This is a genomic window from Pseudomonas sp. MAFF 730105, assembly GCF_055380705.1.
Genome location: NZ_AP018438.1, coordinates 5,958,061 through 5,983,323, shown reverse-complemented (window position 1 = coordinate 5,983,323; position 25,263 = coordinate 5,958,061). Strand labels below are relative to the sequence as shown.

The following is a 25,263-nucleotide window of genomic DNA, read 5'->3' as shown; positions in this document are numbered from 1 at the left end:
CCGATGCCGTCGGTGATCTCTCTTTGCGTCGAAGCTGGCCTGCAAGCCGAACAGGAACTGTTGGCCAGTATCTGCGCGGGCGATGCCGAATTTGGCCTGCTGTTCTGGCGACCCAATGACCGTGCATTGGTGATGCCGCGCCGTTTGAGTCGCCTGCCGGGGTTCGACCTCGCTTGCGAAGTTTCGGCTGCCAACGGCTGGCCTGTTCTGCTGCGCGAAACCGGTGGCGAGCCGGTGCCGCAATCGGCCGCGACGGTCAATATTGCGCTGGTCTATGCTCCACCCCGTAGCGAAGGCGACCACGGTCGGATCGAAACCGCGTATCGCCGATTGTGCGATCCCATCTGCCAGTTGCTGGACGAACTGGGCGGTGTGGCTTCGCTGGGCGAGGTGGACGGAGCGTTTTGCGACGGGCGATTCAACGTCAATCTCGACGGTCGGAAAATGGTCGGCACCGCTCAGCGCTGGCGTCAGAGCAAGGGGGGCAACGCCCGGTAGGTCTGGTGCATGGGGCGCTGTTGCTGGAAAACGAACGCGAGTCGATGGTTGCCGCAGTCAACCGCTTCAATGAAGCCTGCGGTTTGGAGCAACGCGTGCGTGCCGGGAGCCACATCGCCCTGCACGAGAAATTCCCGGCCCCCCATGCGCTGGAGCGACTTGAGGGGCTTTATCGGGATCTATTCCGCGCACTGGTCTAGCGCGTTCCGAACACCACCATGGTCTTGCCCTTGACGTTGACCAGGTTGCGTTCCTCCAGGTCCTTGAGCACACGACCCACCATCTCCCGCGAGCAACCGACAATCCGACCGATCTCCTGCCGGGTGACCTTGATCTGCATGCCATCGGGGTGCGTCATTGCGTCGGGCTGCTTGCACAGTTCCAGCAGGCAGCGGGCGACGCGACCGGTCACGTCGAAGAAGGCGAGGTCGCCTACCTTGCGGGTGGTATTACGCAGACGCTGTGCGATTTGTCCGCTAAGTACGTAAAGAATGTCGGGGTCTTGCAGGGATAACTCCCTGAATTTTCCATAGCTGATTTCCGCGACCTCACATTCGATCTTGCTCCGTACCCAAGCGCTGCGTTCCTGTTCCTTGCCCGCCTGTTCGAACAACCCCAACTCTCCGAAGAAGTCTCCGGAGTTGAGATAAGCGATGATCATTTCCCGGCCGTCGTCATCCTCGATCAGGATCGTGACCGATCCCTTGATGATGAAAAACAGGGTGTCTGAACGGTCGCCTGCACAAATGATGTTGTGTTTGGCTGGATAGCGGCGACGCTGGCAATGCATCAAGAGCTTGTCGAGATTCTTGATCTTGAATGTGGGAGTAATGGCAACCATGGTTGTGTCCCGAAATACTGCGCGATGTGTTGGTCTGGTTTTTCTTATGGGCGTGAATGGCAAATCGCTATGAGCTGGCGATAAGCCAGTGGTGGGGCGCCAGCTTAACAGAGGCACTCTCAATTGATTCGAGAATTTACCTGGATGGAGATGGTCCAGGCGACTTACGGCAAGGGCTGCCATGCCGGGGGGCTGTGCTAAGCTGGCGACCCTTTTTTTAGACAGTGGAGTCTTGGCGATGAAGGCACGCATCCAATGGGCTGGCGAAGCCATGTTCCTCGGTGAGTCGGGCAGCGGTCATGTGGTCGTCATGGACGGCCCGCCGGAAGCCGGTGGTCGGAACCTGGGTGTCCGGCCAATGGAAATGCTTCTGCTGGGTGTAGGAGGTTGCAGTAACTTCGACGTTGTCAGCATTCTCAAGAAGTCGCGCCAGGCGGTCGAAAGTTGTGAGGCTTTCCTGGAAGCGGAGCGCGCCACCGAAGACCCGAAAGTGTTCACCAAGATCCACATGCATTTCGTGGTAAAGGGCCGGGCCCTGAAGGAGGCCCAGGTCAAGCGTGCCATCGAGCTGTCCGCCGAGAAATATTGCTCGGCTTCGATCATGCTCGGCGCAGCCGGTGTTGAAATCACCCACGATTATGAAATCATCGAATTGGGTTGAATCGACATCCAACTATCATAAAAGCGGTGCAAGCTCTGGCGATCGGAAGCCGACGTCTGCATAATGCGCCACTTTTTTCAGGGCAGTGGCCGGTCTTCTGACCGGTCGCTTGTCTGGACAGACAACCAAAATCGCCATCGCGAAGAGGTGTTAACCGTCCTACGCAGATGCGTTGTTCGCATCTGACGGGCATGCTTGATCACGCGGCCGGGCCGCAATACACAGAGAGTTTTCAAACGGTGAAAAGCAAACTCAAGCTCCATGGTTTCAACAACCTGACAAAGACCTTGAGCTTCAACATCTATGACATCTGCTATGCGGAAACCCCGCAAGACCAGCAGGCCTACGTCGAGTACATCAATAAAGAGTACAACGCCAAGCGCCTCACGCAGATCCTCACGGAAGTTGTCGATATCATTGGTGCCAACATCCTGAACATCGCCAGTCAGGACTATGAACCCCAAGGCGCCAGCGTGACCATTCTGATCTCGGAAGAGCCGGTGACACCGACCGACAGCCAGATCGAAGAGTCCCCGGGCCCATTGCCCGAAATTATCCTGGCCCACCTCGACAAGAGCCACATCACGGTGCACACCTACCCGGAAATACATCCGGTAGACGGTATTGCAACGTTCCGTGTGGACATTGATGTTTCGACCTGTGGCGTCATTTCACCGCTCAAGGCACTCAATTTCCTGATCCACCAGTTCGACTCGGATATCGTGACCGTGGATTACCGCGTGCGTGGCTTTACTCGCGATGTGGAAGGTCACAAGCACTTCATCGATCACGAGATCAATTCGATTCAGAACTACCTGTCCGAAGATACCCGTGACGCGTATCAGATGACCGACGTGAACGTGTATCAGGAAAACCTGTTCCACACCAAGATGCTGCTCAAGGACTTTGAGCTGGACAACTACCTGTTCGGCGATGCCACCAGCAACCTGTCTGCTGAACAGCGTGACCAGGTGGAAGAGCGTGTGAAGCATGAGATGCTGGAAATTTTCTACGCACGCAACATGCCGCGCTGAAATTTCAGATGCAAAAAAGGCGACGGAAGTCGCCTTTTTTGTTTTCTGAAAGCACGGGGATGCTTCTGTCAGATCCGATAAGTGCTCTTGGTCATGACCTTCGCCAGCAGACTCATGCCGAATTTCACCGGTGCCGGAAAGCGGAAACCACCGGCCTCCAATGCGCTTTCTGCATGGTGTTCTTCATCTTCGCGCATCTGCTCCAGGATCGCCCGCGACTTTTCATCCTCCGCCGGCAATTGCTCCAGGTGTTCATTCAGGTGCTTACACACCTGATGTTCGGTGGCGGCAACGAAACCGAGGCTGACCTTATCGCTGATCAGCCCGGCGACGGCGCCTATTCCGAATGACATCCCGTAGAACAGCGGATTCAGCACGCTGGTATGGCTGCCCAGTTGGCGAATGCGTTGTTCGCACCAGACCAGGTGGTCGACTTCTTCCTCGGCGGCATGCTCCATTGCCTCGCGCACCTTAGGCAGCTTCGCTGTCAGCGCCTGGCCCTGGTACAACGCCTGGGCACAGACCTCGCCGGTGTGGTTGATACGCATCAGTCCGGCAACATGGCGGGTCTGCTCGTCACTCAGTTGCGCGTCCGGCTGCACGATGGCCGGGGATGGGCGGTACGGTTGACCACTGAAGGGCAACAGCGTGCGCATCGCGGTATCGGCCTGCAACAGCAGGCGGTCAATCGGCGAGTAGTGACGTTGGGTAGTCATGCTTACCTCCGGAAGAAATCACGGCGGCCAGTTTAACCCAATTGGCCGCTCAGGATTTGCGTTGGGTCAGGGTCTCAACCCGGCGGCCAGTTCATCTGGCGCTGCCCGAGTACGTGCATATGAATGTGATAGACGGTCTGTCCGCCAAGTTCATTGCAGTTCATCACCACACGGAAACCGTCCTCGCAGCCCTGTTCCTTGGCGAGGCGCTGGGCTGTGAACAGGATATGTCCGGCCAGCGCCTTGTCTTCCTCGGTCAGGTCATTGAGGGTGCGAATCGGCTTTTTCGGAATGACCAGGAAATGCACTGGCGCCTGTGGGGCGATGTCGTGGAATGCCAGGACCTGGTCATCCTCGTAGATGATCTTCGCCGGGATTTCCCGGTTGATGATCTTGGTAAACAAAGTATCCACAGCTGTTCTCCCTTTGGTTGTGGAAGTCGAGTGTACTGAAGGTTCGGTGGCTGAGCCCGGGTTTCCATTCAAATTTCATTCAGCGTGGGCAGTACGCCTTGTTGATCAAGCCGGCGATGCTTCGCACCATCCATCGCGAGCCTAGCCGCGGGAGCATGGCGAGCCAGCGATTGCGGCGTCCGGGAATGATGATCGCTCGGTTTCTGTCGAGCGCGCGCACGGCATACAAAGCTACTTCTTCCGGGCTCATCAGCAGGTTACCGTGCTTTAGTTTCTGTTCGTCGAGATGTGCCTTGGCGAAGAAGCCGGTCTGAGTCGGACCTGGGCAAAGGACTGACACCTTGATCGCGCATTTCTTCAGCTCGACTCGCAGGGCTTCGGAGAAGTGCAGCACATAGGCCTTGCTGGCGTAATAGGTGCTCATCCAGGGGCCCGGCTGGAAAGCTGCAATCGAGGCCACGTTCAGGATCTGCCCGCCGCCATGCAGTGCCATGCTATTGCCAACGGCGTGACAGAGGCGTGTCAGGGCGAGAATGTTGACTTCGATCAGGTCCTGCTCGGTCATCCAGTCCTGGCCCAGGAACGGGCCACAGGTACCGATACCCGCGCAATTGACCAGCAGATCGATCTGGCGCTCGCTTTCCTCCAGTTCCAGCAGGAAACCTGAAAGCCGTAGCGGCTCCCCCAGGTCGCATGCCCGGAAAAGTACCTCCACGCCAAACCGCTGGGTCAGTTCTATCGCAATGCTTTCCAACCGATCACGTTGTCGGGCCACCAGCAGCAGATTGCGGCCGCGCCGGGCCAAAGCTTCGGCCATGGCCAGGCCAATGCCACTGGAGGCGCCAGTGATCAGGGCGTAACGGGTCATGCAGTTCTCCATCGCAATGGCCCGTCGCCAGTGGACTTGACTGTCATAGGAACGAGGGGCGCTTACTGTTCCTCGGAGTCTACAGAAGGTGCCTCTGCCTCGGCAGGTTCTTCGGCAGGTTCCGCAGCATCTTCATCCGTGGATTCGCTGCTTTCGTAGCTGCTCAGCGAGCTGGTGCCGTAATCCTCTTCGATGGCACTGAAGACGCCAGCCACGGTCGCGAAGATGATCAGTACGATCATGACGAGCCAGAGCGACGCAAGTACCTTGACCCCGGTGTTGTTACGCGGCGGAGGAGGGCCATAGCGATTGGCGCCCTCATTGCCGGGGGCGAAAATGAGCACAAACGGAAAGACGCTGCCCACGAATGGGATGAGGTTCAACAGCCACAGCCAGCCGGACCAGCCAAGGTCATGCAGGCGCTGGACGTTGAACTGGATGCTGACGTAGGCAAAGCCGAGAAAAACGACCGCTGCCAGCAAACCGCCGACGATCATTGCTGCTATCGAGCCCGAGGTGAAAATCCATGCCGCTCCGAGTGCGAAGGCCACGCCAACCACTAGCATCATGACCAGGGTCAGGGCCATGGTCCAGGCCAGGTATCGCAGGCGTCCGATGCGCCCATCGAAGCTGAACGGCTTGAGCGTGGCGTATTCGGCAACGGCGTCACCGACATGGGCCCGGGGTGGTGCGTACGGGGAGGCCGGTTCGATGAGCGATTCGGGGTGACGCCCGCTCGTGGCCGGTGACGAGTGCTGCACTTCGTCGAGATTCAGCTGGAGGGCAGGCTCGGCTTCGATGCGCGCATCAATCCCGCTCTGGTTGAGGGCCTCCAGATACTTCTGCGCCTCGTTTTGGGACAGGTTGCTTTTCAGGGCCACCTTGTGTCCGCCGAACAGACGCTCGATGGCGCTGATGTCGCTCTTGAACAGGTTGGCGAGGTTGAGTTTGGCGGTGGCCGCATCGATGCCCGGCAGTAGGGTTCCGTCGAATACGATGTTGAAACGGGTTTCGCTCATGACGGGCATCCTTGTCATTGAAAGTTTGATATTTGTTAGATCAGGCAGGTTTCAGCGGGGCCATCGGCCGCCAAGCTGTACCGCTCGGGCCTGGGCCTCACGGTATTCTTCATCCAGGCGCGCAACCAGCTGGTCGACGCTGGGCAAATCACTGATTTCCCCAACGCCCTGACCTGCGGACCAGACGGTTTTCCAGGCTTTGGCTTCATCGCTCAATGGTTTGAGCTTCGAACCGGAAGCCGCGTCACTTTTGCCTTGCAGGGCGGCCAGGTCAAAGCCTGCGTTTTCCAGGCTTTGGCGCATGAAGCTGGCCGGTACACCGGACACGGCAGGAGTATGCACGATGTCTGCGGCTCGGGATGTGAGCAACATCTCTTTATAAGCGTCAGGCGCGTGACTTTCAGTCGTGCCGATAAAGCGTGTTCCCAGGTAGGCCAGATCCGCGCCGAGTATTTGTGCCGCGAGGATCTGATGGCCGTGATTCAGACACCCCGCAAGCAGCACGGTCTTGTCGAAGAATTGCCGGATTTCGGCGATCAGCGAAAAAGGGCTCCAGGTCCCCGCATGTCCACCCGCACCGGCGGCAACGGCGATCAGGCCGTCGACACCGGCTTCGGCGGCTTTCTCGGCATGACGACGTGTGGTCACGTCGTGAAAGACCAGGCCTCCATAGCTATGGACGGTATCGACCAGTTCCTTGACTGCGCCAAGGCTGGTGATGACGATCGGCACCTTGTGCTCGATGCAGATGGCCAGGTCGGCCTGAAGCCTTGGATTGCTTTGGTGGACGATCAGGTTGACGGCATAGGGCGCAGGGTCCTCCATGCTTGCCAGGCCCGCTTCGATTTCTTCCAGCCAAGTCTTGAAACCGCTGCTTTCGCGCTGGTTCAGTGCGGGGAAACTGCCGACGATGCCATTACGACAGCAAGCCAGCACCAGCTGTGGATTGGAGATCAGGAACATCGGTGCCGCCACGACGGGCAGGCGCAAACGTTGTTCAAGCAGAGCGGGTAGCGACATGGGAAGTACCCCGGATGAAGAGTGCCGATAGGAAGTCAGAACGGTCGGACGACGACCAGGATGACGATAGCCAGCAATATCAGTACCGGCACCTCATTGAACCAGCGATAAAAGACATGACTGCGGGTATTTTCACCACGAGCGAAGCGTTTTACCTGGGCTCCGCACATGTGGTGATAACCGATCAGCAACACCACGAGGGTCAGCTTTGCGTGCATCCAGCCACCTTGGCTGAAGTAGGCGCCGGCGTTGAGACTGAGCAGCCAGATGCCAAACACCAGGGTGGCAATCATCGCCGGCCCCATGATGCCGCGATACAACTTGCGCTCCATGACGCTGAAACGTTCCTTGCTGACACTGTCCTCGCTTTGAGCGTGATAGACGAACAGGCGAGGCAGATAGAACAGGCCGGCGAACCAGCAGACCATACTGACAATGTGAAGTGCTTTGAGCCACAGATAGAGCATTTTTGGCGATTCCCAATTTTACGGTCGTTCGATAGTAGTCATTCATGCGCCCACACGTCACCTTGGCGGTTGTCGGCAGGCTGCGCGGCCCCTATTATCGACGGCTTTCCAGTGGGTTCGTTGAGGGCAGGTTTATGGTCAAGGTCGGTATCGTCGGCGGCACGGGTTACACCGGTGTCGAACTGCTGCGTCTGTTGGCGCAGCATCCGCAAGTTGAGGTGGTGGTCATTACCTCCCGATCCGAGGCCGGTCTGGCTGTTGCCGACATGTATCCGAACCTGCGAGGCCATTACGATGGCCTGGCGTTCAGCGTTCCGGACATCAAGACCCTGGGCGCCTGCGATGTGGTGTTCTTCGCTACGCCGCATGGTGTCGCCCACGCCCTGGCGGGTGAGCTGCTGGCCGCCGGGACCAAGGTCATCGATCTCTCGGCGGACTTCCGCCTGCAGGACGCGGATGAGTGGGCCAAGTGGTACGGACAGCCCCATGGCGCCCCGGATCTGTTGGACGAAGCGGTCTATGGGTTGCCGGAAGTCAATCGCGAAAAAATCCGGCAGGCACGGCTGATCGCGGTACCGGGTTGCTATCCGACTGCCACGCAGTTGGGCTTTCTGCCGCTGCTCGAGGCGGGCCTTGCCGATACCTCGCGTCTGATCGCCGACTGCAAGTCCGGTGTCAGTGGCGCCGGTCGTGGTGCCAGCGTCGGTTCGTTGTATTCCGAGACTTCGGAGAGCCTGAAAGCGTACGCCGTCAAAGGTCACCGTCATCTGCCTGAAATTCGCCAGGGCCTGCGCCGGGCGGCGGGCAAGGATGTCGGCCTGACGTTCGTGCCGCACCTGACGCCAATGATCCGCGGCATCCACTCCACACTGTATGCAACTGTTGTAGACCGCTCTGTGGACCTGCAAGCGCTGTTCGAGAAGCGTTATGCCGACGAACCGTTCGTCGACGTGATGCCTGCAGGTAGCCACCCGGAAACGCGCAGTGTGCGGGGCGCGAATGTCTGCCGGATTGCGGTGCATCGTCCACAGGATGGCGATCTGGTCGTGGTGTTGTCGGTCATTGATAACCTGGTCAAGGGCGCGTCCGGTCAGGCGGTGCAGAACCTGAACATTCTGTTCGGCCTGGATGAGCGGCTGGGCTTGTCCCATGCGGGGATGTTGCCTTAACAGCGGTCTTGGGCGGCAAGCTTCAGGCTTGCCGCTGCTCTTCTAATAGTTGACCGATTTTCTAGGAGAAGCGGATAATGCCTGCCATTAGGCATTATGGCGGCGTCAGCGCCGGGAGATATTCAGCATGAGCGTCGAAACCTTCACTCCCACGGCTTTGCAATTCACCCACGGTGCCGCGCACAAGGTGAAGAGCCTCGTCGATGAAGAGGGAAATGATCGTTTGAAGCTGCGCGTCTTCGTGACGGGCGGCGGTTGTTCGGGTTTTCAGTACGGCTTCACGTTCGATGAAGAAGTGGCCGAAGATGACACCATTGTCGAGCGCGAAGGCGTCAGTCTGGTGGTCGATCCCATGAGTTTCCAGTACCTGGCCGGTGCCGAGGTGGACTACCAGGAAGGTCTGGAAGGTTCACGTTTCGTGATCAAGAACCCTAACGCTACCACCACTTGTGGCTGCGGTTCTTCGTTCTCGATCTGATCGCCGCGGACCGCTTCAGCAAAACGCCGCAGTGCCTAGTGGGCCCTGCGGCGTTTTGCTGTCCAGCGTTCAAGCAGGCGAGATCAAGCGGGGTAGATAGCACCGAGTACACGCAAGCCGCATGCGCCTGTAACGCTTGGGCGATTTGCAGGAATGTTTTCCAGGCAGCAATGCGCGAGCCACGCGAAGGCCATGGCTTCGACCCAATCCGGGTCTACGCCGTAAACAGCCGTGCTGCTGACCTTGGTGCTCGGCAGGAGATCGGCCAGGCGCTTCATCAGCGTGTGGTTGTGCACACCGCCGCCGCAGATCAGCAGTTCATCAGTATGCGGTTGGGCACTTTGCAGTGATTCAACGATGGTCAGCGCCGTCAGTTCGAGCAACGTGGCCTGCACGTCTTCGGCAGCGAAAGTGGGTAAATGCGACAGATGCCGGGTCAGCCAGGGCAGGTTGAATACTTCCCGCCCGGTGCTTTTTGGACCCTTGGTCAGGAAGAAAGGGTCGCTGAGCAGGGCCTTGAGTAATGTCGGCTCTACCTTGCCGCTCGCTGCCCACTGGCCGTCACGATCGAAATGCTCATTGCGCTGTTGATGAATCCAGGCATCCAGCAATACGTTGCCGGGGCCGCAATCGAAACCGGCCACGGACTTTTCAGGTTCTATCAGACTGAGGTTGCTGAAGCCGCCGACGTTCAGCACGGCACGGTGGCCGAGCTGCCCTTCAAACAGCGCTTCATGAAATGCGGGAACCAGCGGCGCGCCTTGTCCACCGGCGGCGACATCGCGGCTGCGGAAGTCGCTGACGACGGTAATCCCGGTCAGCTCGCTCAATAGTGCGGGGTTGCCAATCTGCACGGTAAACCCGCGTGCTGGCTCGTGACGGATGGTCTGACCATGGCTGCCAATTGCCCTCACATCCTCCGGCTTGAGCTTCTGACTGTCGAGCAGGACATGAATGCCTTGTGCCGCCAGGCGTACCCAGTTCTGCTGGGCAATGGCGGAGCGGGCGATTTCGTCGGGCCCGCTGCTGCACAAGCCAAACAGCTCGGTGCGCAGCGCGTCGGGCATGGGAATGTAGTGCGTGGCAACCAATCTGATCGCCGGGGTCAGTTCAACCAGTGCGATGTCCAGGCCATCCAGGCTGGTTCCGGACATCACACCAATATAAAGCGCCATGGCCTAGCGTTTGCTCGAGGCCAGTAGCGTAGCCTTTTCTTGATCCATACGAGCCATCAAAGGTTGGCTTTGAGCCAGGAAGCGCGCGCGTTCGGATTTGGCGATCGGGTCGGCCATTGGCAGTTTCTGGCCGAGTGGGTCGACGTGAACGCCGTTGACCTGGAATTCATAGTGCAGGTGCGGACCGGTGGACAGACCAGTGGTACCGATGTATCCGATTACCTGGCCTTGCTTTACGGTGCTGCCAGTCGTCACGCCTTTGGCGAAGCCCTGCATGTGGCCGTACAAGGTGCGATAGGTGTTGCCGTGCTGGATGATCACCGTGTTGCCATAACCGCCACGACGTCCGGCCAGCAGTACCTTGCCGTCACCGGCGGCCTTGATGGGCGTGCCGCGGGGGGCGGCATAGTCGACGCCCTTGTGGGCGCGGATCTTGTTCAGGATCGGGTGTTTGCGGCCTGCGGAGAACTTCGAACTGATGCGGGCGAAGTCAACCGGTGTCCGGATGAAGGCCTTGCGCATGCTGTTGCCGTCGGCGGTGTAGTAGCTGCTGTTGCCTTGTTTGTTGGTGTAGCGCACTGCCGTGTAGGTCTTGCCACGGTTGGTGAAGCGCGCGGAAAGGATCGGACCGTTGCCGACGCTCTTTCCATTGACCACTTTCTGCTCGTAGATGACATCGAACTCGTCACCCTGGCGAATATCCTGGGCGAAGTCGATGTCGTAGCCAAAGACACTGGCCATGTCCATCGTCAGGCTGTGGGAAAGACCGGCGCGTGCGGCCGATTGCGATAGCGAGCTGTTGATCACGCCATGAACGTATGCCGAACGTACGGTTGGCTTGGCGGTCACGCGGTTGAATACATAACCCTTGTCATTCTTGGTCAGGGTAATGCTTTCCAGATCGCTCAGCTTGGTGTGCAGGTTGGTCAGTTGTCCCTCGGGGTTGAGCTCGAACTCGAGCTTCTGGCCGTGTTTCAACTGAGTGAATTGCTTGGCTTGTTTGTCGCTGGCCAGAACTTCATGGACTGATGCGGCGGGCAGGCCAACCTTTTCGAAGAGGGTGGACAGCGTGTCGCCTTTGGCTACGATCACCTCACGGTGCCCCGGCTCCTTCTTTTCTTCCACGGCTGGAGGTTGTGCCTGGGCGGCCTCGGTCGTGTCATCGGCGCTATCGTCTATCTGCGCGAAAGGGGAGGCAGCCGGTTCGTTTGTGGCTTGAACGGCTTCGGCAGCGTCTTGTTCTTGTGTCAGTTGTTCAGCGGGACTTTCCAGTTCAAGACTCAGAGTCGTCTTTTTGGCTTCAACATCGCTGGAAGGGAACACCAGGAGCGCCAGGCTAAGGAGGGCTGCGATGCCGCTTGCGGCGAGCAGGTGGGTCTTTGGGTAAAGCGGCGGCGCTTTAGACGGTTCTGTGGTCATAAGTAATTTGACTTTTGAAAATATGAATTGGAAAAGATGAATGACATGATGAAGATGAAATAACTGTATAAAATATAACCAAATCCCCTGCGAAGCAAGCCCGCACGCGCTCTGCTTGCGGATTGGTGTCCGCGCGCCGGGCAAACCTTGTATTTGGTGCGCGATCTTGTATGGTTGGGGCCCTTTGAATCTGAGCCTTGCGGGTCTGTTATGAAGTCGGTTGAAGAGCAGCTAGCGCTGATCAAACGTGGTGCGGAAGAACTGTTGGTCGAGTCCGAGCTGGTCGAGAAGCTCAAACGCGGGCAGCCGCTGCGTATCAAGGCTGGTTTCGATCCGACGGCGCCCGATCTGCACTTGGGTCATACCGTGCTTATTAACAAGCTGCGCCAGTTCCAGGATCTGGGGCATCAGGTCATCTTTCTCATCGGTGACTTCACCGGGATGATCGGTGATCCAAGCGGGAAGAGCGCAACGCGTCCACCGCTGACCCGCGAACAGGTTCTCGATAATGCCGAGACCTACAAGACGCAGGTGTTCAAGATTCTTGATCCGGCCAAGACCGAAGTGGCTTTCAACTCCACCTGGATGGATCAGATGGGGCCGGCGGATTTCATTCGCCTGACCTCCCAGTACACCGTGGCTCGCATGCTCGAGCGCGATGACTTCGATAAGCGCTATACAACCAATCAGCCGATCGCTATCCATGAATTTCTCTACCCGCTTGTGCAGGGCTATGACTCGGTCGCGTTGCGCGCGGACGTCGAGCTCGGCGGTACGGATCAGAAGTTCAACCTGTTGATGGGGCGCGAACTGCAGCGTGGCTATGGGCAGGAAGCTCAGTGCATCCTGACCATGCCGTTGCTGGAAGGTCTGGATGGTGTGAAGAAGATGTCCAAATCGCTGGGCAACTACGTTGGCATTCAGGAAGCGCCGGGCGTTATGTACGGCAAGCTGGTTTCCATTCCTGACGCGTTGATGTGGCGTTATTTCGAGCTGTTGAGTTTCCGCTCCATGGATGAGATCAATGCGTTCCGCGCAGATGTCGAGGCAGGGGCTAACCCGCGGGACATCAAGATCAAGTTGGCTGAAGAGATCGTTGCTCGCTTCCATGGTGAAGAAGCTGCGGCCAATGCTCATCGTGCGGCGGGTAACCGCATGAAGGATGGCGAGCTTCCGGATGATCTGCCAGAGATCGAGCTGTCTGCTACCGAGGCTATGCCGATCGCTGCCGTCCTTAATAAGGCGGGGTTGGTCAAGAACGCTGCGGTGGCGCGAGACCTCCTGGGTTCGGGCGGGGTGCGTATAGATGGTGAGGTTGTGGATCGCACCTATATATATGAGTTGGGCTCTACCCATGTATGTCAGGCGGGTAAGAAGGCTTTTGCACGTATCACGCTGAAATCTGAATAAGATTGCGAAATAGGTGTTGACGGCAGATTCTGAGTCTCTATAATTCGCCCCACTTCCGGCGCAGTCGAAGCGGAAAACTCCTTGAGTTTCAATGAGTTAGACGATTTAAGATGGCGCAGGGCTTCAGTTCATCGAAGTCCGGAAGGAGTTGGCAGGGTGTGTTGTTTGGCCCCGTTGACGGTTCGATCTTCTCGGTCGAAAGCGGTGAAAAAGAGGTGTTGACAGCAGCGACTAACGCTGTAGAATTCGCCTCCCGCTAACGAGAGATCGAAAGCGCAAGTGGTTGAAGTTGAAAAGGAAACTTTGAAAACTTCTAAAATAATCGCTTGACAGATACACGGGGCGCTGTAGAATGCGCGCCTCGGTTGAGACGAAAGGATCAACCCACCGCTCTTTAACAATTGAATCAAGCAATTCGTGTGGGTGCTTGTGGAGTTAGACTGCTAGTCAACAGATTATCAGCATCACAAGTTACTCCGCGAGAAATCAAAGATGTAACCAACGATTGCTGAGCCAAGTTTAGGGTTTTCTCAAAACCCAAAGATGTTTGAACTGAAGAGTTTGATCATGGCTCAGATTGAACGCTGGCGGCAGGCCTAACACATGCAAGTCGAGCGGTAGAGAGGTGCTTGCACCTCTTGAGAGCGGCGGACGGGTGAGTAATGCCTAGGAATCTGCCTGGTAGTGGGGGATAACGCTCGGAAACGGACGCTAATACCGCATACGTCCTACGGGAGAAAGCAGGGGACCTTCGGGCCTTGCGCTATCAGATGAGCCTAGGTCGGATTAGCTAGTTGGTGAGGTAATGGCTCACCAAGGCGACGATCCGTAACTGGTCTGAGAGGATGATCAGTCACACTGGAACTGAGGCACGGTCCAGACTCCTACGGGAGGCAGCAGTGGGGAATATTGGACAATGGGCGAAAGCCTGATCCAGCCATGCCGCGTGTGTGAAGAAGGTCTTCGGATTGTAAAGCACTTTAAGTTGGGAGGAAGGGCCATTACCTAATACGTGATGGTTTTGACGTTACCGACAGAATAAGCACCGGCTAACTCTGTGCCAGCAGCCGCGGTAATACAGAGGGTGCAAGCGTTAATCGGAATTACTGGGCGTAAAGCGCGCGTAGGTGGTTCGTTAAGTTGGATGTGAAAGCCCCGGGCTCAACCTGGGAACTGCATTCAAAACTGTCGAGCTAGAGTATGGTAGAGGGTGGTGGAATTTCCTGTGTAGCGGTGAAATGCGTAGATATAGGAAGGAACACCAGTGGCGAAGGCGACCACCTGGACTGATACTGACACTGAGGTGCGAAAGCGTGGGGAGCAAACAGGATTAGATACCCTGGTAGTCCACGCCGTAAACGATGTCAACTAGCCGTTGGGAGCCTTGAGCTCTTAGTGGCGCAGCTAACGCATTAAGTTGACCGCCTGGGGAGTACGGCCGCAAGGTTAAAACTCAAATGAATTGACGGGGGCCCGCACAAGCGGTGGAGCATGTGGTTTAATTCGAAGCAACGCGAAGAACCTTACCAGGCCTTGACATCCAATGAACTTTCCAGAGATGGATTGGTGCCTTCGGGAGCATTGAGACAGGTGCTGCATGGCTGTCGTCAGCTCGTGTCGTGAGATGTTGGGTTAAGTCCCGTAACGAGCGCAACCCTTGTCCTTAGTTACCAGCACGTTATGGTGGGCACTCTAAGGAGACTGCCGGTGACAAACCGGAGGAAGGTGGGGATGACGTCAAGTCATCATGGCCCTTACGGCCTGGGCTACACACGTGCTACAATGGTCGGTACAGAGGGTTGCCAAGCCGCGAGGTGGAGCTAATCCCATAAAACCGATCGTAGTCCGGATCGCAGTCTGCAACTCGACTGCGTGAAGTCGGAATCGCTAGTAATCGCGAATCAGAATGTCGCGGTGAATACGTTCCCGGGCCTTGTACACACCGCCCGTCACACCATGGGAGTGGGTTGCACCAGAAGTAGCTAGTCTAACCTTCGGGGGACGGTTACCACGGTGTGATTCATGACTGGGGTGAAGTCGTAACAAGGTAGCCGTAGGGGAACCTGCGGCTGGATCACCTCCTTAATCGACGACAGCAGCTGCTCCATGAGCTCCCACACGAATTGCTTGATTCATTGAAGAAGACGATTGGGTCTGTAGCTCAGTTGGTTAGAGCGCACCCCTGATAAGGGTGAGGTCGGCAGTTCGAATCTGCCCAGACCCACCAATTACTGGTGCACCCTGTAGCGATACGGGGCCATAGCTCAGCTGGGAGAGCGCCTGCCTTGCACGCAGGAGGTCAGCGGTTCGATCCCGCTTGGCTCCACCATTTACCGATTGGTGACCCTCGTTTAAAGCTTAGAAATGAGCATTCCATCAAGACGATGATGAATGTTGATTTCTAGTCTTTTGATTAGATCGTTCTTTAAAAATTTGGGTATGTGATAGAAAGATAGACTGAACGTTACTTTCACTGGTAACGGATCAGGCTAAGGTAAAATTTGTGAGTTGCTCTCATGAGCAAGATCGAATTTTCGGCGAATGTCGTCTTCACAGTATAACCAGATTGCTTGGGGTTATATGGTCAAGTGAAGAAGCGCATACGGTGGATGCCTTGGCAGTCAGAGGCGATGAAAGACGTGGTAGCCTGCGAAAAGCTTCGGGGAGTCGGCAAACAGACTTTGATCCGGAGATGTCTGAATGGGGGAACCCAGCCATCATAAGATGGTTATCTTGCACTGAATACATAGGTGCAAGAAGCGAACCAGGGGAACTGAAACATCTAAGTACCCTGAGGAAAAGAAATCAACCGAGATTCCCTTAGTAGTGGCGAGCGAACGGGGACTAGCCCTTAAGCTTCTTTGATTTTAGCGGAACGCTCTGGAAAGTGCGGCCATAGTGGGTGATAGCCCTGTACGCGAAAGGATCTTAGAAGTGAAATCGAGTAGGACGGAGCACGAGAAACTTTGTCTGAATATGGGGGGACCATCCTCCAAGGCTAAATACTACTGACTGACCGATAGTGAACTAGTACCGTGAGGGAAAGGCGAAAAGAACCCCGGAGAGGGGAGTGAAATAGATCCTGAAACCGTATGCGTACAAGCAGTGGGAGCAGACTTTGTTCTGTGACTGCGTACCTTTTGTATAATGGGTCAGCGACTTATTTTCAGTGGCGAGCTTAACCGAATAGGGGAGGCGTAGCGAAAGCGAGTCTTAATAGGGCGTCTAGTCGCTGGGAATAGACCCGAAACCGGGCGATCTATCCATGGGCAGGTTGAAGGTTAGGTAACACTGACTGGAGGACCGAACCGACTACCGTTGAAAAGTTAGCGGATGACCTGTGGATCGGAGTGAAAGGCTAATCAAGCTCGGAGATAGCTGGTTCTCCTCGAAAGCTATTTAGGTAGCGCCTCATGTATCACTGTAGGGGGTAGAGCACTGTTTCGGCTAGGGGGTCATCCCGACTTACCAAACCGATGCAAACTCCGAATACCTACAAGTGCCGAGCATGGGAGACACACGGCGGGTGCTAACGTCCGTCGTGAAAAGGGAAACAACCCAGACCGTCAGCTAAGGTCCCAAAGTTATGGTTAAGTGGGAAACGATGTGGGAAGGCTTAGACAGCTAGGAGGTTGGCTTAGAAGCAGCCACCCTTTAAAGAAAGCGTAATAGCTCACTAGTCGAGTCGGCCTGCGCGGAAGATGTAACGGGGCTCAAACCATACACCGAAGCTACGGGTATCACGTAAGTGATGCGGTAGAGGAGCGTTCTGTAAGCCTGTGAAGGTGAGTTGAGAAGCTTGCTGGAGGTATCAGAAGTGCGAATGCTGACATGAGTAACGACAATGGGTGTGAAAAACACCCACGCCGAAAGACCAAGGTTTCCTGCGCAACGTTAATCGACGCAGGGTTAGTCGGTCCCTAAGGCGAGGCTGAAAAGCGTAGTCGATGGAAAACAGGTTAATATTCCTGTACTTCTGGTTATTGCGATGGAGGGACGGAGAAGGCTAGGCCAGCTTGGCGTTGGTTGTCCAAGTTTAAGGTGGTAGGCTGAGATCTTAGGTAAATCCGGGATCTTAAGGCCGAGAGCTGATGACGAGTTACCCTTTGGGTGACGAAGTGGTTGATGCCATGCTTCCAAGAAAAGCTTCTAAGCTTCAGATAACCAGGAACCGTACCCCAAACCGACACAGGTGGTTGGGTAGAGAATACCAAGGCGCTTGAGAGAACTCGGGTGAAGGAACTAGGCAAAATGGCACCGTAACTTCGGGAGAAGGTGCGCCGGTGAGGGTGAAGCACTTGCTGCGTAAGCCCACGCCGGTCGAAGATACCAGGCCGCTGCGACTGTTTATTAAAAACACAGCACTCTGCAAACACGAAAGTGGACGTATAGGGTGTGACGCCTGCCCGGTGCCGGAAGGTTAATTGATGGGGTTAGCTAACGCGAAGCTCTTGATCGAAGCCCCGGTAAACGGCGGCCGTAACTATAACGGTCCTAAGGTAGCGAAATTCCTTGTCGGGTAAGTTCCGACCTGCACGAATGGCGTAACGATGGCGGCGCTGTCTCCACCCGAGACTCAGTGAAATTGAAATCGCTGTGAAGATGCAGTGTATCCGCGGCTAGACGGAAAGACCCCGTGAACCTTTACTATAGCTTTGCACTGGACTTTGAATTTGCTTGTGTAGGATAGGTGGGAGGCTTTGAAGCGTGGACGCCAGTCTGCGTGGAGCCATCCTTGAAATACCACCCTGGCAACTTTGAGGTTCTAACTCAGGTCCGTTATCCGGATCGAGGACAGTGTATGGTGGGTAGTTTGACTGGGGCGGTCTCCTCCTAAAGAGTAACGGAGGAGTACGAAGGTGCGCTCAGACCGGTCGGAAATCGGTCGTAGAGTATAAAGGCAAAAGCGCGCTTGACTGCGAGACAGACACGTCGAGCAGGTACGAAAGTAGGTCTTAGTGATCCGGTGGTTCTGTATGGAAGGGCCATCGCTCAACGGATAAAAGGTACTCCGGGGATAACAGGCTGATACCGCCCAAGAGTTCATATCGACGGCGGTGTTTGGCACCTCGATGTCGGCTCATCACATCCTGGGGCTGAAGCCGGTCCCAAGGGTATGGCTGTTCGCCATTTAAAGTGGTACGCGAGCTGGGTTTAGAACGTCGTGAGACAGTTCGGTCCCTATCTGCCGTGGACGTTTGAGATTTGAGAGGGGCTGCTCCTAGTACGAGAGGACCGGAGTGGACGAACCTCTGGTGTTCCGGTTGTCACGCCAGTGGCATTGCCGGGTAGCTATGTTCGGAAAAGATAACCGCTGAAAGCATCTAAGCGGGAAACTTGCCTCAAGATGAGATCTCACTGGAGCCTTGAGCTCCCTGAAGGGCCGTCGAAGACTACGACGTTGATAGGCAGGGTGTGTAAGCGCTGTGAGGCGTTGAGCTAACCTGTACTAATTGCCCGTGAGGCTTGACCATATAACACCCAAGCAATTTGTTGACCTGAAAGGGCACCAGATTGCGGTGTGTGAAGACGAAACGAACCGAAAGTTCGGACTGACTCAGCAGCAACACACAAACTATCGCATACCCATTCGCTGGAACGTGACCGCAAGGCACGCGCTGGCTACCGAATTTCTTGACGACCATAGAGCGTTGGAACCACCTGATCCCATCCCGAACTCAGAAGTGAAACGATGCATCGCCGATGGTAGTGTGGGGTTTCCCCATGTGAGAGTAGGTCATCGTCAAGATTAAATTCCGAAACCCCTATCTGCTGATGCAGGTAGGGGTTTTGTTTTGCTCGCAGGAAAGCTTCCTTTGTCTTTCTATGCAACCGTCTTGCGCATGGCTATCATGCGGGCCTCATTGTCAGGGCGCAGTTCGCATGCTCACGTTGCTAAAACTTCTGAAGGATGGCCGCTTCCATTCGGGGCAGGCGCTAGGCGCTGCGCTGGGTATCAGTCGCAGTGCTGTATGGAAGCAGCTACAGCACCTGGAGGCAGAGCTGGGCTTGTCTGTTCATAAGGTCAGAGGCAGGGGGTATCAATTGGCCAGGCCATTATTGCTACTGGATGCGGCCGAGATTGATGCAAAGGAACCTTGCGGATGGCCTGTTCATATATTCGATTCCATCGACTCCACCAATGCTGAAGCGTTGCGCTCCATAGAGCGCGGGGTGGCGGCGCCATTCCTGGTTTTGGCTGAGCGGCAGACTGCCGGCCGCGGTCGCCGCGGTCGAAAGTGGGTCAGTCCCTTTGCAGAAAACCTCTACTACAGCCTGGTACTGCGTATCGATGGCGGCATGCGCCAAATAGAAGGGCTCAGTCTCGTTGTGGGACTGGCTGTCTTGCATGCTTTGCATGATATGGGCGTTCAGCAGGCGGGGTTGAAATGGCCTAACGATGTTCTGGTTGATGATAGAAAGATTGCAGGGATATTGCTTGAGCTAGTAGGGGATCCGGCTGATGTCTGCCACGTTGTCCTGGGGGTGGGAATCAATGTGAATATGCAGTCCAGCGATGAGGTTGATCAGCAGTGGACATCCATGAGTCTTGTGGCTGGAGGGTGTTTTGACCGGAATGAGTTGGTGGCGCGATTGGGGGCAAATCTCCAGCGATTCTTGACGCTTCACCAGGCGTCTGGATTTGCCGCAATACAGCCAGAGTGGGAGCGGCATCATTTGTGGCAAGGGCGGGCTGTATCATTGATTGCGGGTGTCAATCAAATTGATGGCGTTGTGCTGGGTATCGATTACCAGGGAGCGCTGCGTTTGAAGGTGGATGGCGTGGAAAGAAATTTTAGCGGTGGTGAGCTCAGTTTGAGGTTGCGTGATGATTCTTGAGCTCGATTGCGGCAACAGCTTTATCAAGTGGCGTGTGCTTCGCGCCGACGGCCTTACGCCGGTCGACGGAGGTGTGGTCAGTTCTGATGGCGATCTACTGGCTTGTTTGAGCGATGCTGGAAAATTTCAGCTCATAAAATGTCGTCTTGTCAGCGTGCGCACCCAGGACGAAACCGAATCGCTGGTTACTGCGCTGGTTGATGCGTTCGGAGTGACCGTAGCGCGAGCTGCGCCAACCCGTGAAATGGCCGGCGTTCGAAATGGCTATGAGGATTACGAGCGGCTGGGCCTGGATCGATGGTTGGCTTTGCTTGGAGGGTTTCACCTGGCCTCGGGTGCTTGTCTGGTGCTCGATTTTGGTACCGCCGTTACAGCCGATTTTGTGGCTGCAGACGGTGAGCACCTTGGGGGCTTCATTTGTCCGGGCATGTCTTTGATGCGCAATCAGTTGCGTACCCATACCCGCCGGATTCGCTATGACGATAGGGCTGCGGAGCGTGCTCATGAAAGTCTCGCTCCTGGACGGGCGACTGTCGAGGCCGTGGAGCGTGGTTGCATGTTGATGCTCAGGGGGTTTGTCCTGACTCAACTTGAGATGGCGCGGCAGTACTGGGGTGAGGATTTCGTTGTGTTTCTAACGGGGGGGACGCTAATCTGGTTTCCGGTATTGTCCCTGACGCCAGATTGGTGCCTGACCTGGTTTTTGTCGGCTTGGCGATAGCCTGTCCTTTGTGTTGAGGTTCCTATGCGGTGGCTGTTCCTGTTATTGCTGGTTTTGAACGCTTTCTATTATGTCTGGCATCAACAGGAGGCTCCGCTTCGTGCTAAGGACGTCACCCCTCAGAGTTTGTATCGCGGCTCGCAGCAGGATATTCATCTCTTGAGCGAGACGGCGGACGCGCTTGTGAGGCGCGATTCGGGAAAGCCCGGTGAAGCGCAAAAGACGTGCGTTTATCTGGGCGGCTTTACTCGTCCGGAAATGAACCGGCAGTTGGAGCAAAAATTGGCAGCGCTGGGGGTTGTGGCACGCGCCACTACTTCAGGTGCCCCTGAGGCCGGATTTTGGGTCCAGGTTTCGCCGGAAAGTACAGGGAAGGTGAATGAAACGTTCCTTCAAAACCTTTCTAAAGAATTCAATGAGTTAAAACATAAAATAATGCCTTGTGAGGGGTTGCACCCTTGGGGTAGTTTGCATAGAATGGCGCCCGCTTCGCAGCGAAGACCTTTAACGGTCAACAATGCGAAACGTGGTCAACGCAGCTAACCTCAGGTTTTTAATGAGAAAATGCTTGACAGAAGGCTGGCATGATGTAGAATGCCGGCTCGCTTAGGAGGGGTTCCCGAGCGGCCAAAGGGATCAGACTGTAAATCTGACGTCTACGACTTCGAAGGTTCGAATCCTTCCCCCTCCACCAGTTTCTAGCGTGAGCTGCAGGCTCCGCGGGTATAGTTTAGTGGTAGAACCTCAGCCTTCCAAGCTGATGATGCGGGTTCGATTCCCGCTACCCGCTCCAGGTTTGCAGGTTGTGCAAAGTGTTTCGCTCTTGTAGCTCAGTTGGTAGAGCACACCCTTGGTAAGGGTGAGGTCAGCGGTTCAAATCCGCTCAAGAGCTCCATATAACAAGGCAGATATGAAAATATCTGCCTTTGTTTTAATGGCTTGTGTGAGTTGCTAAATTCTTCTCCTAGGGGTGATTTCGATGGCTAAGGAAAAGTTCGAACGTAATAAGCCGCACGTCAACGTCGGTACCATCGGTCACGTCGACCACGGTAAAACCACCTTGACCGCTGCTCTGACCCGCGTCTGCTCCGAGGTTTTCGGTTCGGCCAAGGTTGACTTCGACAAGATCGACAGCGCCCCGGAAGAAAAAGCTCGCGGTATCACCATCAACACCGCTCACGTTGAATACGATTCGGCCGTGCGTCACTACGCACACGTTGACTGCCCAGGTCACGCCGACTACGTAAAAAACATGATCACCGGTGCTGCCCAGATGGACGGCGCGATCCTGGTTTGCTCGGCCGCTGATGGTCCGATGCCACAAACCCGTGAGCACATCCTGCTGTCCCGTCAGGTAGGCGTTCCGTACATCGTTGTCTTCCTGAACAAGGCTGACATGGTTGACGACGCTGAGCTGCTGGAACTGGTTGAGATGGAAGTGCGCGACCTGCTGAGCACTTACGACTTCCCAGGTGATGACACTCCAATCATCATCGGTTCGGCTCTGATGGCTCTGAACGGCCAAGACGACAACGAAATGGGCACCACTGCTGTCAAGAAGCTGGTGGAAACTCTGGACAGCTACATCCCAGAGCCAGAGCGTGCTATCGACAAGCCGTTCCTGATGCCAATCGAAGACGTATTCTCGATCTCCGGTCGCGGTACTGTTGTGACTGGTCGTGTTGAGCGTGGCATCGTTCGCATCCAGGAAGAAGTTGAGATCGTCGGTCTGCGCGACACTCAGAAAACTACCTGCACTGGCGTTGAAATGTTCCGCAAGCTGCTGGACGAAGGTCGTGCTGGCGAGAACTGCGGCGTGCTGCTGCGCGGCACCAAGCGTGACGACGTTGAGCGTGGTCAGGTTCTGGTCAAGCCAGGCACCGTCAAGCCACACACCAAGTTCGTTGCAGAAGTTTACGTTCTGAGCAAGGAAGAAGGCGGTCGTCATACTCCGTTCTTCAAAGGCTACCGTCCACAGTTCTACTTCCGTACAACTGACGTGACTGGTAACTGCGAGCTGCCAGAAGGCGTTGAAATGGTAATGCCAGGTGACAACATCCAGATGACTGTCACTCTGATCAAAACCATCGCGATGGAAGACGGTCTGCGTTTCGCTATCCGTGAAGGCGGTCGTACCGTCGGCGCTGGCGTCGTAGCAAAAGTCATCGAGTAAACAGTTGTAATGTCTTTTTCGGGCCGGCATAATGGTCGGCCTGATTTTGTTTTAGGTCAGTAGCTCAATTGGCAGAGCGACGGTCTCCAAAACCGTAGGTTGGGGGTTCGATTCCCTCCTGACCTGCCAGATTCACTCAGTGTGTCTGGCTTTCTTTTCACAGGATCTTCATAGATGACTCCTAAAGCTGAAGCTCAAGGCTCTCGCTTCGATCTGCTCAAGTGGCTAGTGGTAGTCGCTTTGGTGGTTGTTGGCGTTGTTGGCAATCAGTATTTCTCTGCTTCGCCGATCCTGTACCGTGTACTCGCATTGCTTGCTATCGCTGCTGTTGCTGCCTTTGTAGGCCTGCAGACAGCCAAGGGCAAGTCTTTCTTTGTACTCGCTAAGGAAGCCCGCACCGAGATTCGTAAAGTCGTATGGCCGACTCGCCAAGAAACCACGCAGACCACGTTGATCGTTGTGGCTGTTGTTCTGGTTATGGCGTTGCTGTTGTGGGGGCTTGATTCCCTGCTCGGCTGGCTCGTTTCCTTGATTGTTGGCTAAGGGTGTCCCGTGGCTAAGCGTTGGTACGTTGTGCATGCTTACTCGGGTTACGAGAAGCATGTGATGCGCTCGCTGATAGAGCGTGTGAAGCTGGCTGGCATGGAAGATGGCTTTGGCGAGATTCTGGTTCCCACTGAAGAAGTGGTTGAAATGCGTAATGGCCAGAAACGCAAAAGCGAACGCAAGTTCTTTCCAGGCTATGTGCTAGTGCAGATGGATATGAACGAAGGGACTTGGCACTTGGTCAAGGATACCCCTCGGGTGATGGGTTTCATTGGTGGTACTGCCGATAAGCCTGCGCCAATTACGGATAAAGAGGCAGAAGCAATTCTGCGTCGCGTCGCTGATGGTAGCGACAAGCCGAAGCCGAAAACATTGTTTGAGCCAGGTGAAGTGGTGCGAGTCACCGATGGTCCATTCGCTGATTTCAACGGCACGGTTGAAGAAGTTAACTACGAGAAGAGCCGGATCCAGGTCGCAGTGCTCATTTTCGGTCGCTCTACTCCGGTAGAGCTCGAGTTCAGTCAGGTCGAAAAGGTCTGATCGAACAGGCATCCCAACCCCGCAGCCCAAGGCTGTGGGGTTTTGTCGTCACTGGGATAAACGCGCAAGTAACCGGGGAGCCTTTCGAGGCGTTCGAACCCGTAATTGGAGTGCCTCATGGCCAAGAAGATTACCGCTTACATCAAGCTGCAAGTGAAGGCCGCTCAGGCTAACCCAAGTCCACCCGTTGGTCCTGCTCTGGGTCAGCACGGCGTGAACATCATGGAATTCTGCAAGGCTTTCAACGCCCGTACCCAGGGTCTTGAGCCAGGTCTGCCGACTCCAGTGATCATCACTGTCTACAGCGACCGTAGCTTCACTTTCGAAACAAAGAGCACCCCTGCTTCGGTTCTGCTGAAGAAGGCTGCAGGTTTGACCAGCGGTTCCGCTCGTCCAAACACCGTTAAGGTTGGCACCGTTACCCGTGCTCAGCTGGAAGAAATCGCGAAAACCAAAAACGCGGATCTGACTGCAGCTGATATGGATGCAGCCGTGCGTACTATCGCCGGTTCTGCTCGTAGCATGGGCCTTAACGTGGAGGGTGTGTAATGGCTAAGCTGACCAAGCGTCAAAAGGCTATCGCCGGCAAAATCGAAGCAGGCAAGGCCTACAACTTTGTAGACGCCGCAGCTCTGCTGGCTGAGCTGTCGACTGTCAAGTTCAGCGAGTCGTTCGACGTTGCTGTAAACCTGGGCGTTGACCCACGTAAATCCGACCAGGTCGTTCGTAGCGCTACCGTGCTGCCACACGGCACTGGCAAGACTGTCCGTGTTGCCGTTTTCACCCAGGGCCCAGCAGCTGAAGCTGCTCTGGCTGCTGGCGCTGATCGCGTAGGCATGGATGATCTGGCTGCTGAAATGAAAGGCGGCGACCTGAACTATGACGTAGTGATTGCATCCCCTGATGCCATGCGCGTTGTAGGTCAACTGGGTCAGATCCTCGGTCCACGTGGTCTGATGCCTAACCCGAAAGTCGGCACCGTAACCCCAGACGTAGCTACCGCGGTCAAGAACGCGAAGGCTGGTCAGGTTCGTTATCGCACCGACAAAAACGGCATCATCCACACTTCCGTTGGCAAGATCGGTTTCGATGCCGTCAAGCTGAAGGAAAACGTTGAAGCCCTGATCGCTGACCTGAAGCGTATCAAGCCAGCTTCTTCGAAAGGCATCTACGTCAAGCGCGTTACCCTGAGCACCACCATGGGTCCAGGTCTGGTCATCGACCAGAGCTCGCTCGACGCGTAAGACACAGATTG

The 25,263-nt window shown here is 55.7% G+C and carries 20 protein-coding genes, 6 tRNA genes, 3 rRNA genes and 3 pseudogenes; 23 read left to right on the top strand and 9 right to left on the bottom strand.

Annotation, left to right across the window (positions count from 1 at the left end; all coding sequences use genetic code 11):
- Positions 1-3: 3 nt before the first annotated feature.
- Positions 4-698, top strand: a pseudogene (locus PCOSP_RS26395) (lipoate--protein ligase family protein).
- Here PCOSP_RS26395 and crp read toward each other — a convergent pair.
- Positions 695-1,339 (bottom strand): cAMP-activated global transcriptional regulator CRP, encoded by a 645-nt coding sequence (crp, locus tag PCOSP_RS26390; protein WP_041023614.1) that lies wholly within the window; start codon positions 1,337-1,339, stop codon positions 695-697. The pseudogene PCOSP_RS26395 and the gene crp overlap by 4 nt on opposite strands.
- A 238-nt stretch (positions 1,340-1,577) precedes the next feature.
- On the opposite strand from crp, the gene PCOSP_RS26385 reads away from it, so the two are divergent.
- Entirely contained in the window at positions 1,578-2,000 is a 423-nt protein-coding gene (locus PCOSP_RS26385) for an OsmC family protein (RefSeq protein WP_003206127.1), read from the top strand.
- A gap of 239 nt (positions 2,001-2,239) precedes the next feature.
- Positions 2,240-3,034, top strand: a complete 795-nt coding sequence (speD, locus tag PCOSP_RS26380; protein ID WP_024777437.1) for an adenosylmethionine decarboxylase — start codon at positions 2,240-2,242, stop codon at positions 3,032-3,034.
- A 68-nt stretch (positions 3,035-3,102) separates the two neighbouring features.
- On the opposite strand, the gene coq7 is transcribed toward speD, so the two are convergent.
- The 6 genes from coq7 to hemJ form a co-directional block, all read right to left on the bottom strand.
- On the bottom strand, positions 3,103-3,750 hold the full coding sequence (gene coq7, locus PCOSP_RS26375; RefSeq protein ID WP_139640561.1) for a 2-polyprenyl-3-methyl-6-methoxy-1,4-benzoquinone monooxygenase: 648 nt from the start codon (positions 3,748-3,750) through the stop codon (positions 3,103-3,105).
- Positions 3,751-3,824: 74 nt separating this feature from the next.
- Positions 3,825-4,163, bottom strand: a complete 339-nt coding sequence (locus PCOSP_RS26370) for a histidine triad nucleotide-binding protein (protein WP_139640559.1) — start codon at positions 4,161-4,163, stop codon at positions 3,825-3,827.
- Between the two features lie 79 nt (positions 4,164-4,242).
- Positions 4,243-5,031 carry an SDR family NAD(P)-dependent oxidoreductase gene (locus tag PCOSP_RS26365; RefSeq protein WP_139640557.1) on the bottom strand — a complete coding sequence of 263 codons (789 nt, stop codon included), beginning with the start codon at positions 5,029-5,031 and terminating at the stop codon, positions 4,243-4,245.
- 62 nt (positions 5,032-5,093) lie between these two features.
- A complete protein-coding gene (locus PCOSP_RS26360) occupies positions 5,094-6,050 on the bottom strand; it encodes a DUF805 domain-containing protein (protein WP_464709824.1) in 957 nt (318 codons plus the stop codon).
- Positions 6,051-6,101: 51 nt separating this feature from the next.
- Positions 6,102-7,070 carry an NAD(P)H-dependent flavin oxidoreductase gene (locus PCOSP_RS26355; protein WP_464709823.1) on the bottom strand — a complete coding sequence of 323 codons (969 nt, stop codon included), beginning with the start codon at positions 7,068-7,070 and terminating at the stop codon, positions 6,102-6,104.
- Between the two features lie 35 nt (positions 7,071-7,105).
- Positions 7,106-7,537, bottom strand: coding sequence for a protoporphyrinogen oxidase HemJ (gene hemJ / locus PCOSP_RS26350; RefSeq protein WP_139640552.1), 432 nt, complete (start codon positions 7,535-7,537; stop codon positions 7,106-7,108).
- A gap of 134 nt (positions 7,538-7,671) precedes the next feature.
- Here hemJ and argC point away from each other — a divergent pair, with 134 nt between their 5' ends.
- Both argC and erpA read left to right on the top strand, forming a co-directional pair.
- On the top strand, positions 7,672-8,706 hold the full coding sequence (argC, locus tag PCOSP_RS26345) for an N-acetyl-gamma-glutamyl-phosphate reductase (protein ID WP_139641633.1): 1,035 nt from the start codon (positions 7,672-7,674) through the stop codon (positions 8,704-8,706).
- Between the two features lie 127 nt (positions 8,707-8,833).
- Positions 8,834-9,184: an iron-sulfur cluster insertion protein ErpA gene (erpA, locus tag PCOSP_RS26340; protein WP_003177727.1), complete on the top strand. Its 351-nt coding sequence runs from the start codon at positions 8,834-8,836 to the stop codon at positions 9,182-9,184.
- Between the two features lie 83 nt (positions 9,185-9,267).
- On the opposite strand, the gene PCOSP_RS26335 is transcribed toward erpA, so the two are convergent.
- On the bottom strand, positions 9,268-10,359 hold the full coding sequence (locus PCOSP_RS26335) for an anhydro-N-acetylmuramic acid kinase (protein WP_139640549.1): 1,092 nt from the start codon (positions 10,357-10,359) through the stop codon (positions 9,268-9,270).
- Between the two features lie 3 nt (positions 10,360-10,362).
- Positions 10,363-11,778: a peptidoglycan DD-metalloendopeptidase family protein gene (locus PCOSP_RS26330; RefSeq protein WP_139640547.1), complete on the bottom strand. Its 1,416-nt coding sequence runs from the start codon at positions 11,776-11,778 to the stop codon at positions 10,363-10,365.
- A gap of 210 nt (positions 11,779-11,988) precedes the next feature.
- Between PCOSP_RS26330 and tyrS the strand changes: the two genes are divergently transcribed.
- From tyrS to rplA, 18 genes and pseudogenes are all read left to right on the top strand, one after another.
- Entirely contained in the window at positions 11,989-13,188 is a 1,200-nt protein-coding gene (gene tyrS, locus PCOSP_RS26325; RefSeq protein ID WP_139640545.1) for a tyrosine--tRNA ligase, read from the top strand.
- A 549-nt stretch (positions 13,189-13,737) separates the two neighbouring features.
- Positions 13,738-15,273: ribosomal RNA gene (locus PCOSP_RS26320) — 16S ribosomal RNA — on the top strand.
- 65 nt (positions 15,274-15,338) lie between these two features.
- Positions 15,339-15,415: transfer RNA gene (locus PCOSP_RS26315), tRNA-Ile, on the top strand.
- Positions 15,416-15,441: 26 nt separating this feature from the next.
- Positions 15,442-15,517, top strand: a tRNA-Ala gene (locus tag PCOSP_RS26310).
- Positions 15,518-15,770: 253 nt separating this feature from the next.
- Positions 15,771-18,662 (top strand): 23S ribosomal RNA (locus PCOSP_RS26305).
- A gap of 159 nt (positions 18,663-18,821) precedes the next feature.
- A 5S ribosomal RNA gene (gene rrf, locus PCOSP_RS26300) occupies positions 18,822-18,937 on the top strand.
- Together the 16S, 23S and 5S rRNA genes with 2 tRNA genes alongside form the textbook arrangement of a ribosomal RNA operon.
- A 134-nt stretch (positions 18,938-19,071) precedes the next feature.
- Positions 19,072-20,028, top strand: a complete 957-nt coding sequence (gene birA / locus PCOSP_RS26295) for a bifunctional biotin--[acetyl-CoA-carboxylase] ligase/biotin operon repressor BirA (RefSeq protein ID WP_139650422.1) — start codon at positions 19,072-19,074, stop codon at positions 20,026-20,028.
- Positions 20,018-20,766 (top strand): annotated as a pseudogene (locus PCOSP_RS26290) (pantothenate kinase). Before birA ends, PCOSP_RS26290 begins: the two are co-directional and overlap by 11 nt.
- A 7-nt stretch (positions 20,767-20,773) precedes the next feature.
- A pseudogene (locus PCOSP_RS26285) lies at positions 20,774-21,208 on the top strand (hypothetical protein); the annotation flags it as partial.
- Positions 21,209-21,358: 150 nt separating this feature from the next.
- Positions 21,359-21,443 (top strand) — tRNA-Tyr (locus tag PCOSP_RS26280).
- Positions 21,444-21,468: 25 nt separating this feature from the next.
- Positions 21,469-21,542 (top strand) — tRNA-Gly (locus PCOSP_RS26275).
- A 26-nt stretch (positions 21,543-21,568) separates the two neighbouring features.
- Positions 21,569-21,644, top strand: a tRNA-Thr gene (locus PCOSP_RS26270).
- A gap of 84 nt (positions 21,645-21,728) precedes the next feature.
- Positions 21,729-22,922 (top strand): elongation factor Tu, encoded by a 1,194-nt coding sequence (tuf, locus tag PCOSP_RS26265; protein ID WP_053191465.1) that lies wholly within the window; start codon positions 21,729-21,731, stop codon positions 22,920-22,922.
- A 53-nt stretch (positions 22,923-22,975) separates the two neighbouring features.
- A tRNA-Trp gene (locus PCOSP_RS26260) sits at positions 22,976-23,051 on the top strand.
- A gap of 45 nt (positions 23,052-23,096) precedes the next feature.
- The gene (gene secE, locus PCOSP_RS26255; RefSeq protein ID WP_024776457.1) at positions 23,097-23,465 is read left to right on the top strand and encodes a preprotein translocase subunit SecE; all 369 of its coding nucleotides are present in this window, start codon (positions 23,097-23,099) and stop codon (positions 23,463-23,465) included.
- A 9-nt stretch (positions 23,466-23,474) separates the two neighbouring features.
- Entirely contained in the window at positions 23,475-24,008 is a 534-nt protein-coding gene (gene nusG / locus PCOSP_RS26250; RefSeq protein WP_010443972.1) for a transcription termination/antitermination protein NusG, read from the top strand.
- A gap of 117 nt (positions 24,009-24,125) precedes the next feature.
- Positions 24,126-24,557 carry a 50S ribosomal protein L11 gene (gene rplK, locus PCOSP_RS26245; RefSeq protein WP_003176435.1) on the top strand — a complete coding sequence of 144 codons (432 nt, stop codon included), beginning with the start codon at positions 24,126-24,128 and terminating at the stop codon, positions 24,555-24,557.
- Positions 24,557-25,252 carry a 50S ribosomal protein L1 gene (gene rplA, locus PCOSP_RS26240; RefSeq protein WP_003186095.1) on the top strand — a complete coding sequence of 232 codons (696 nt, stop codon included), beginning with the start codon at positions 24,557-24,559 and terminating at the stop codon, positions 25,250-25,252. Before rplK ends, rplA begins: the two co-directional genes overlap by 1 nt.
- The last annotated feature ends 11 nt before the right edge of the window (positions 25,253-25,263 follow it).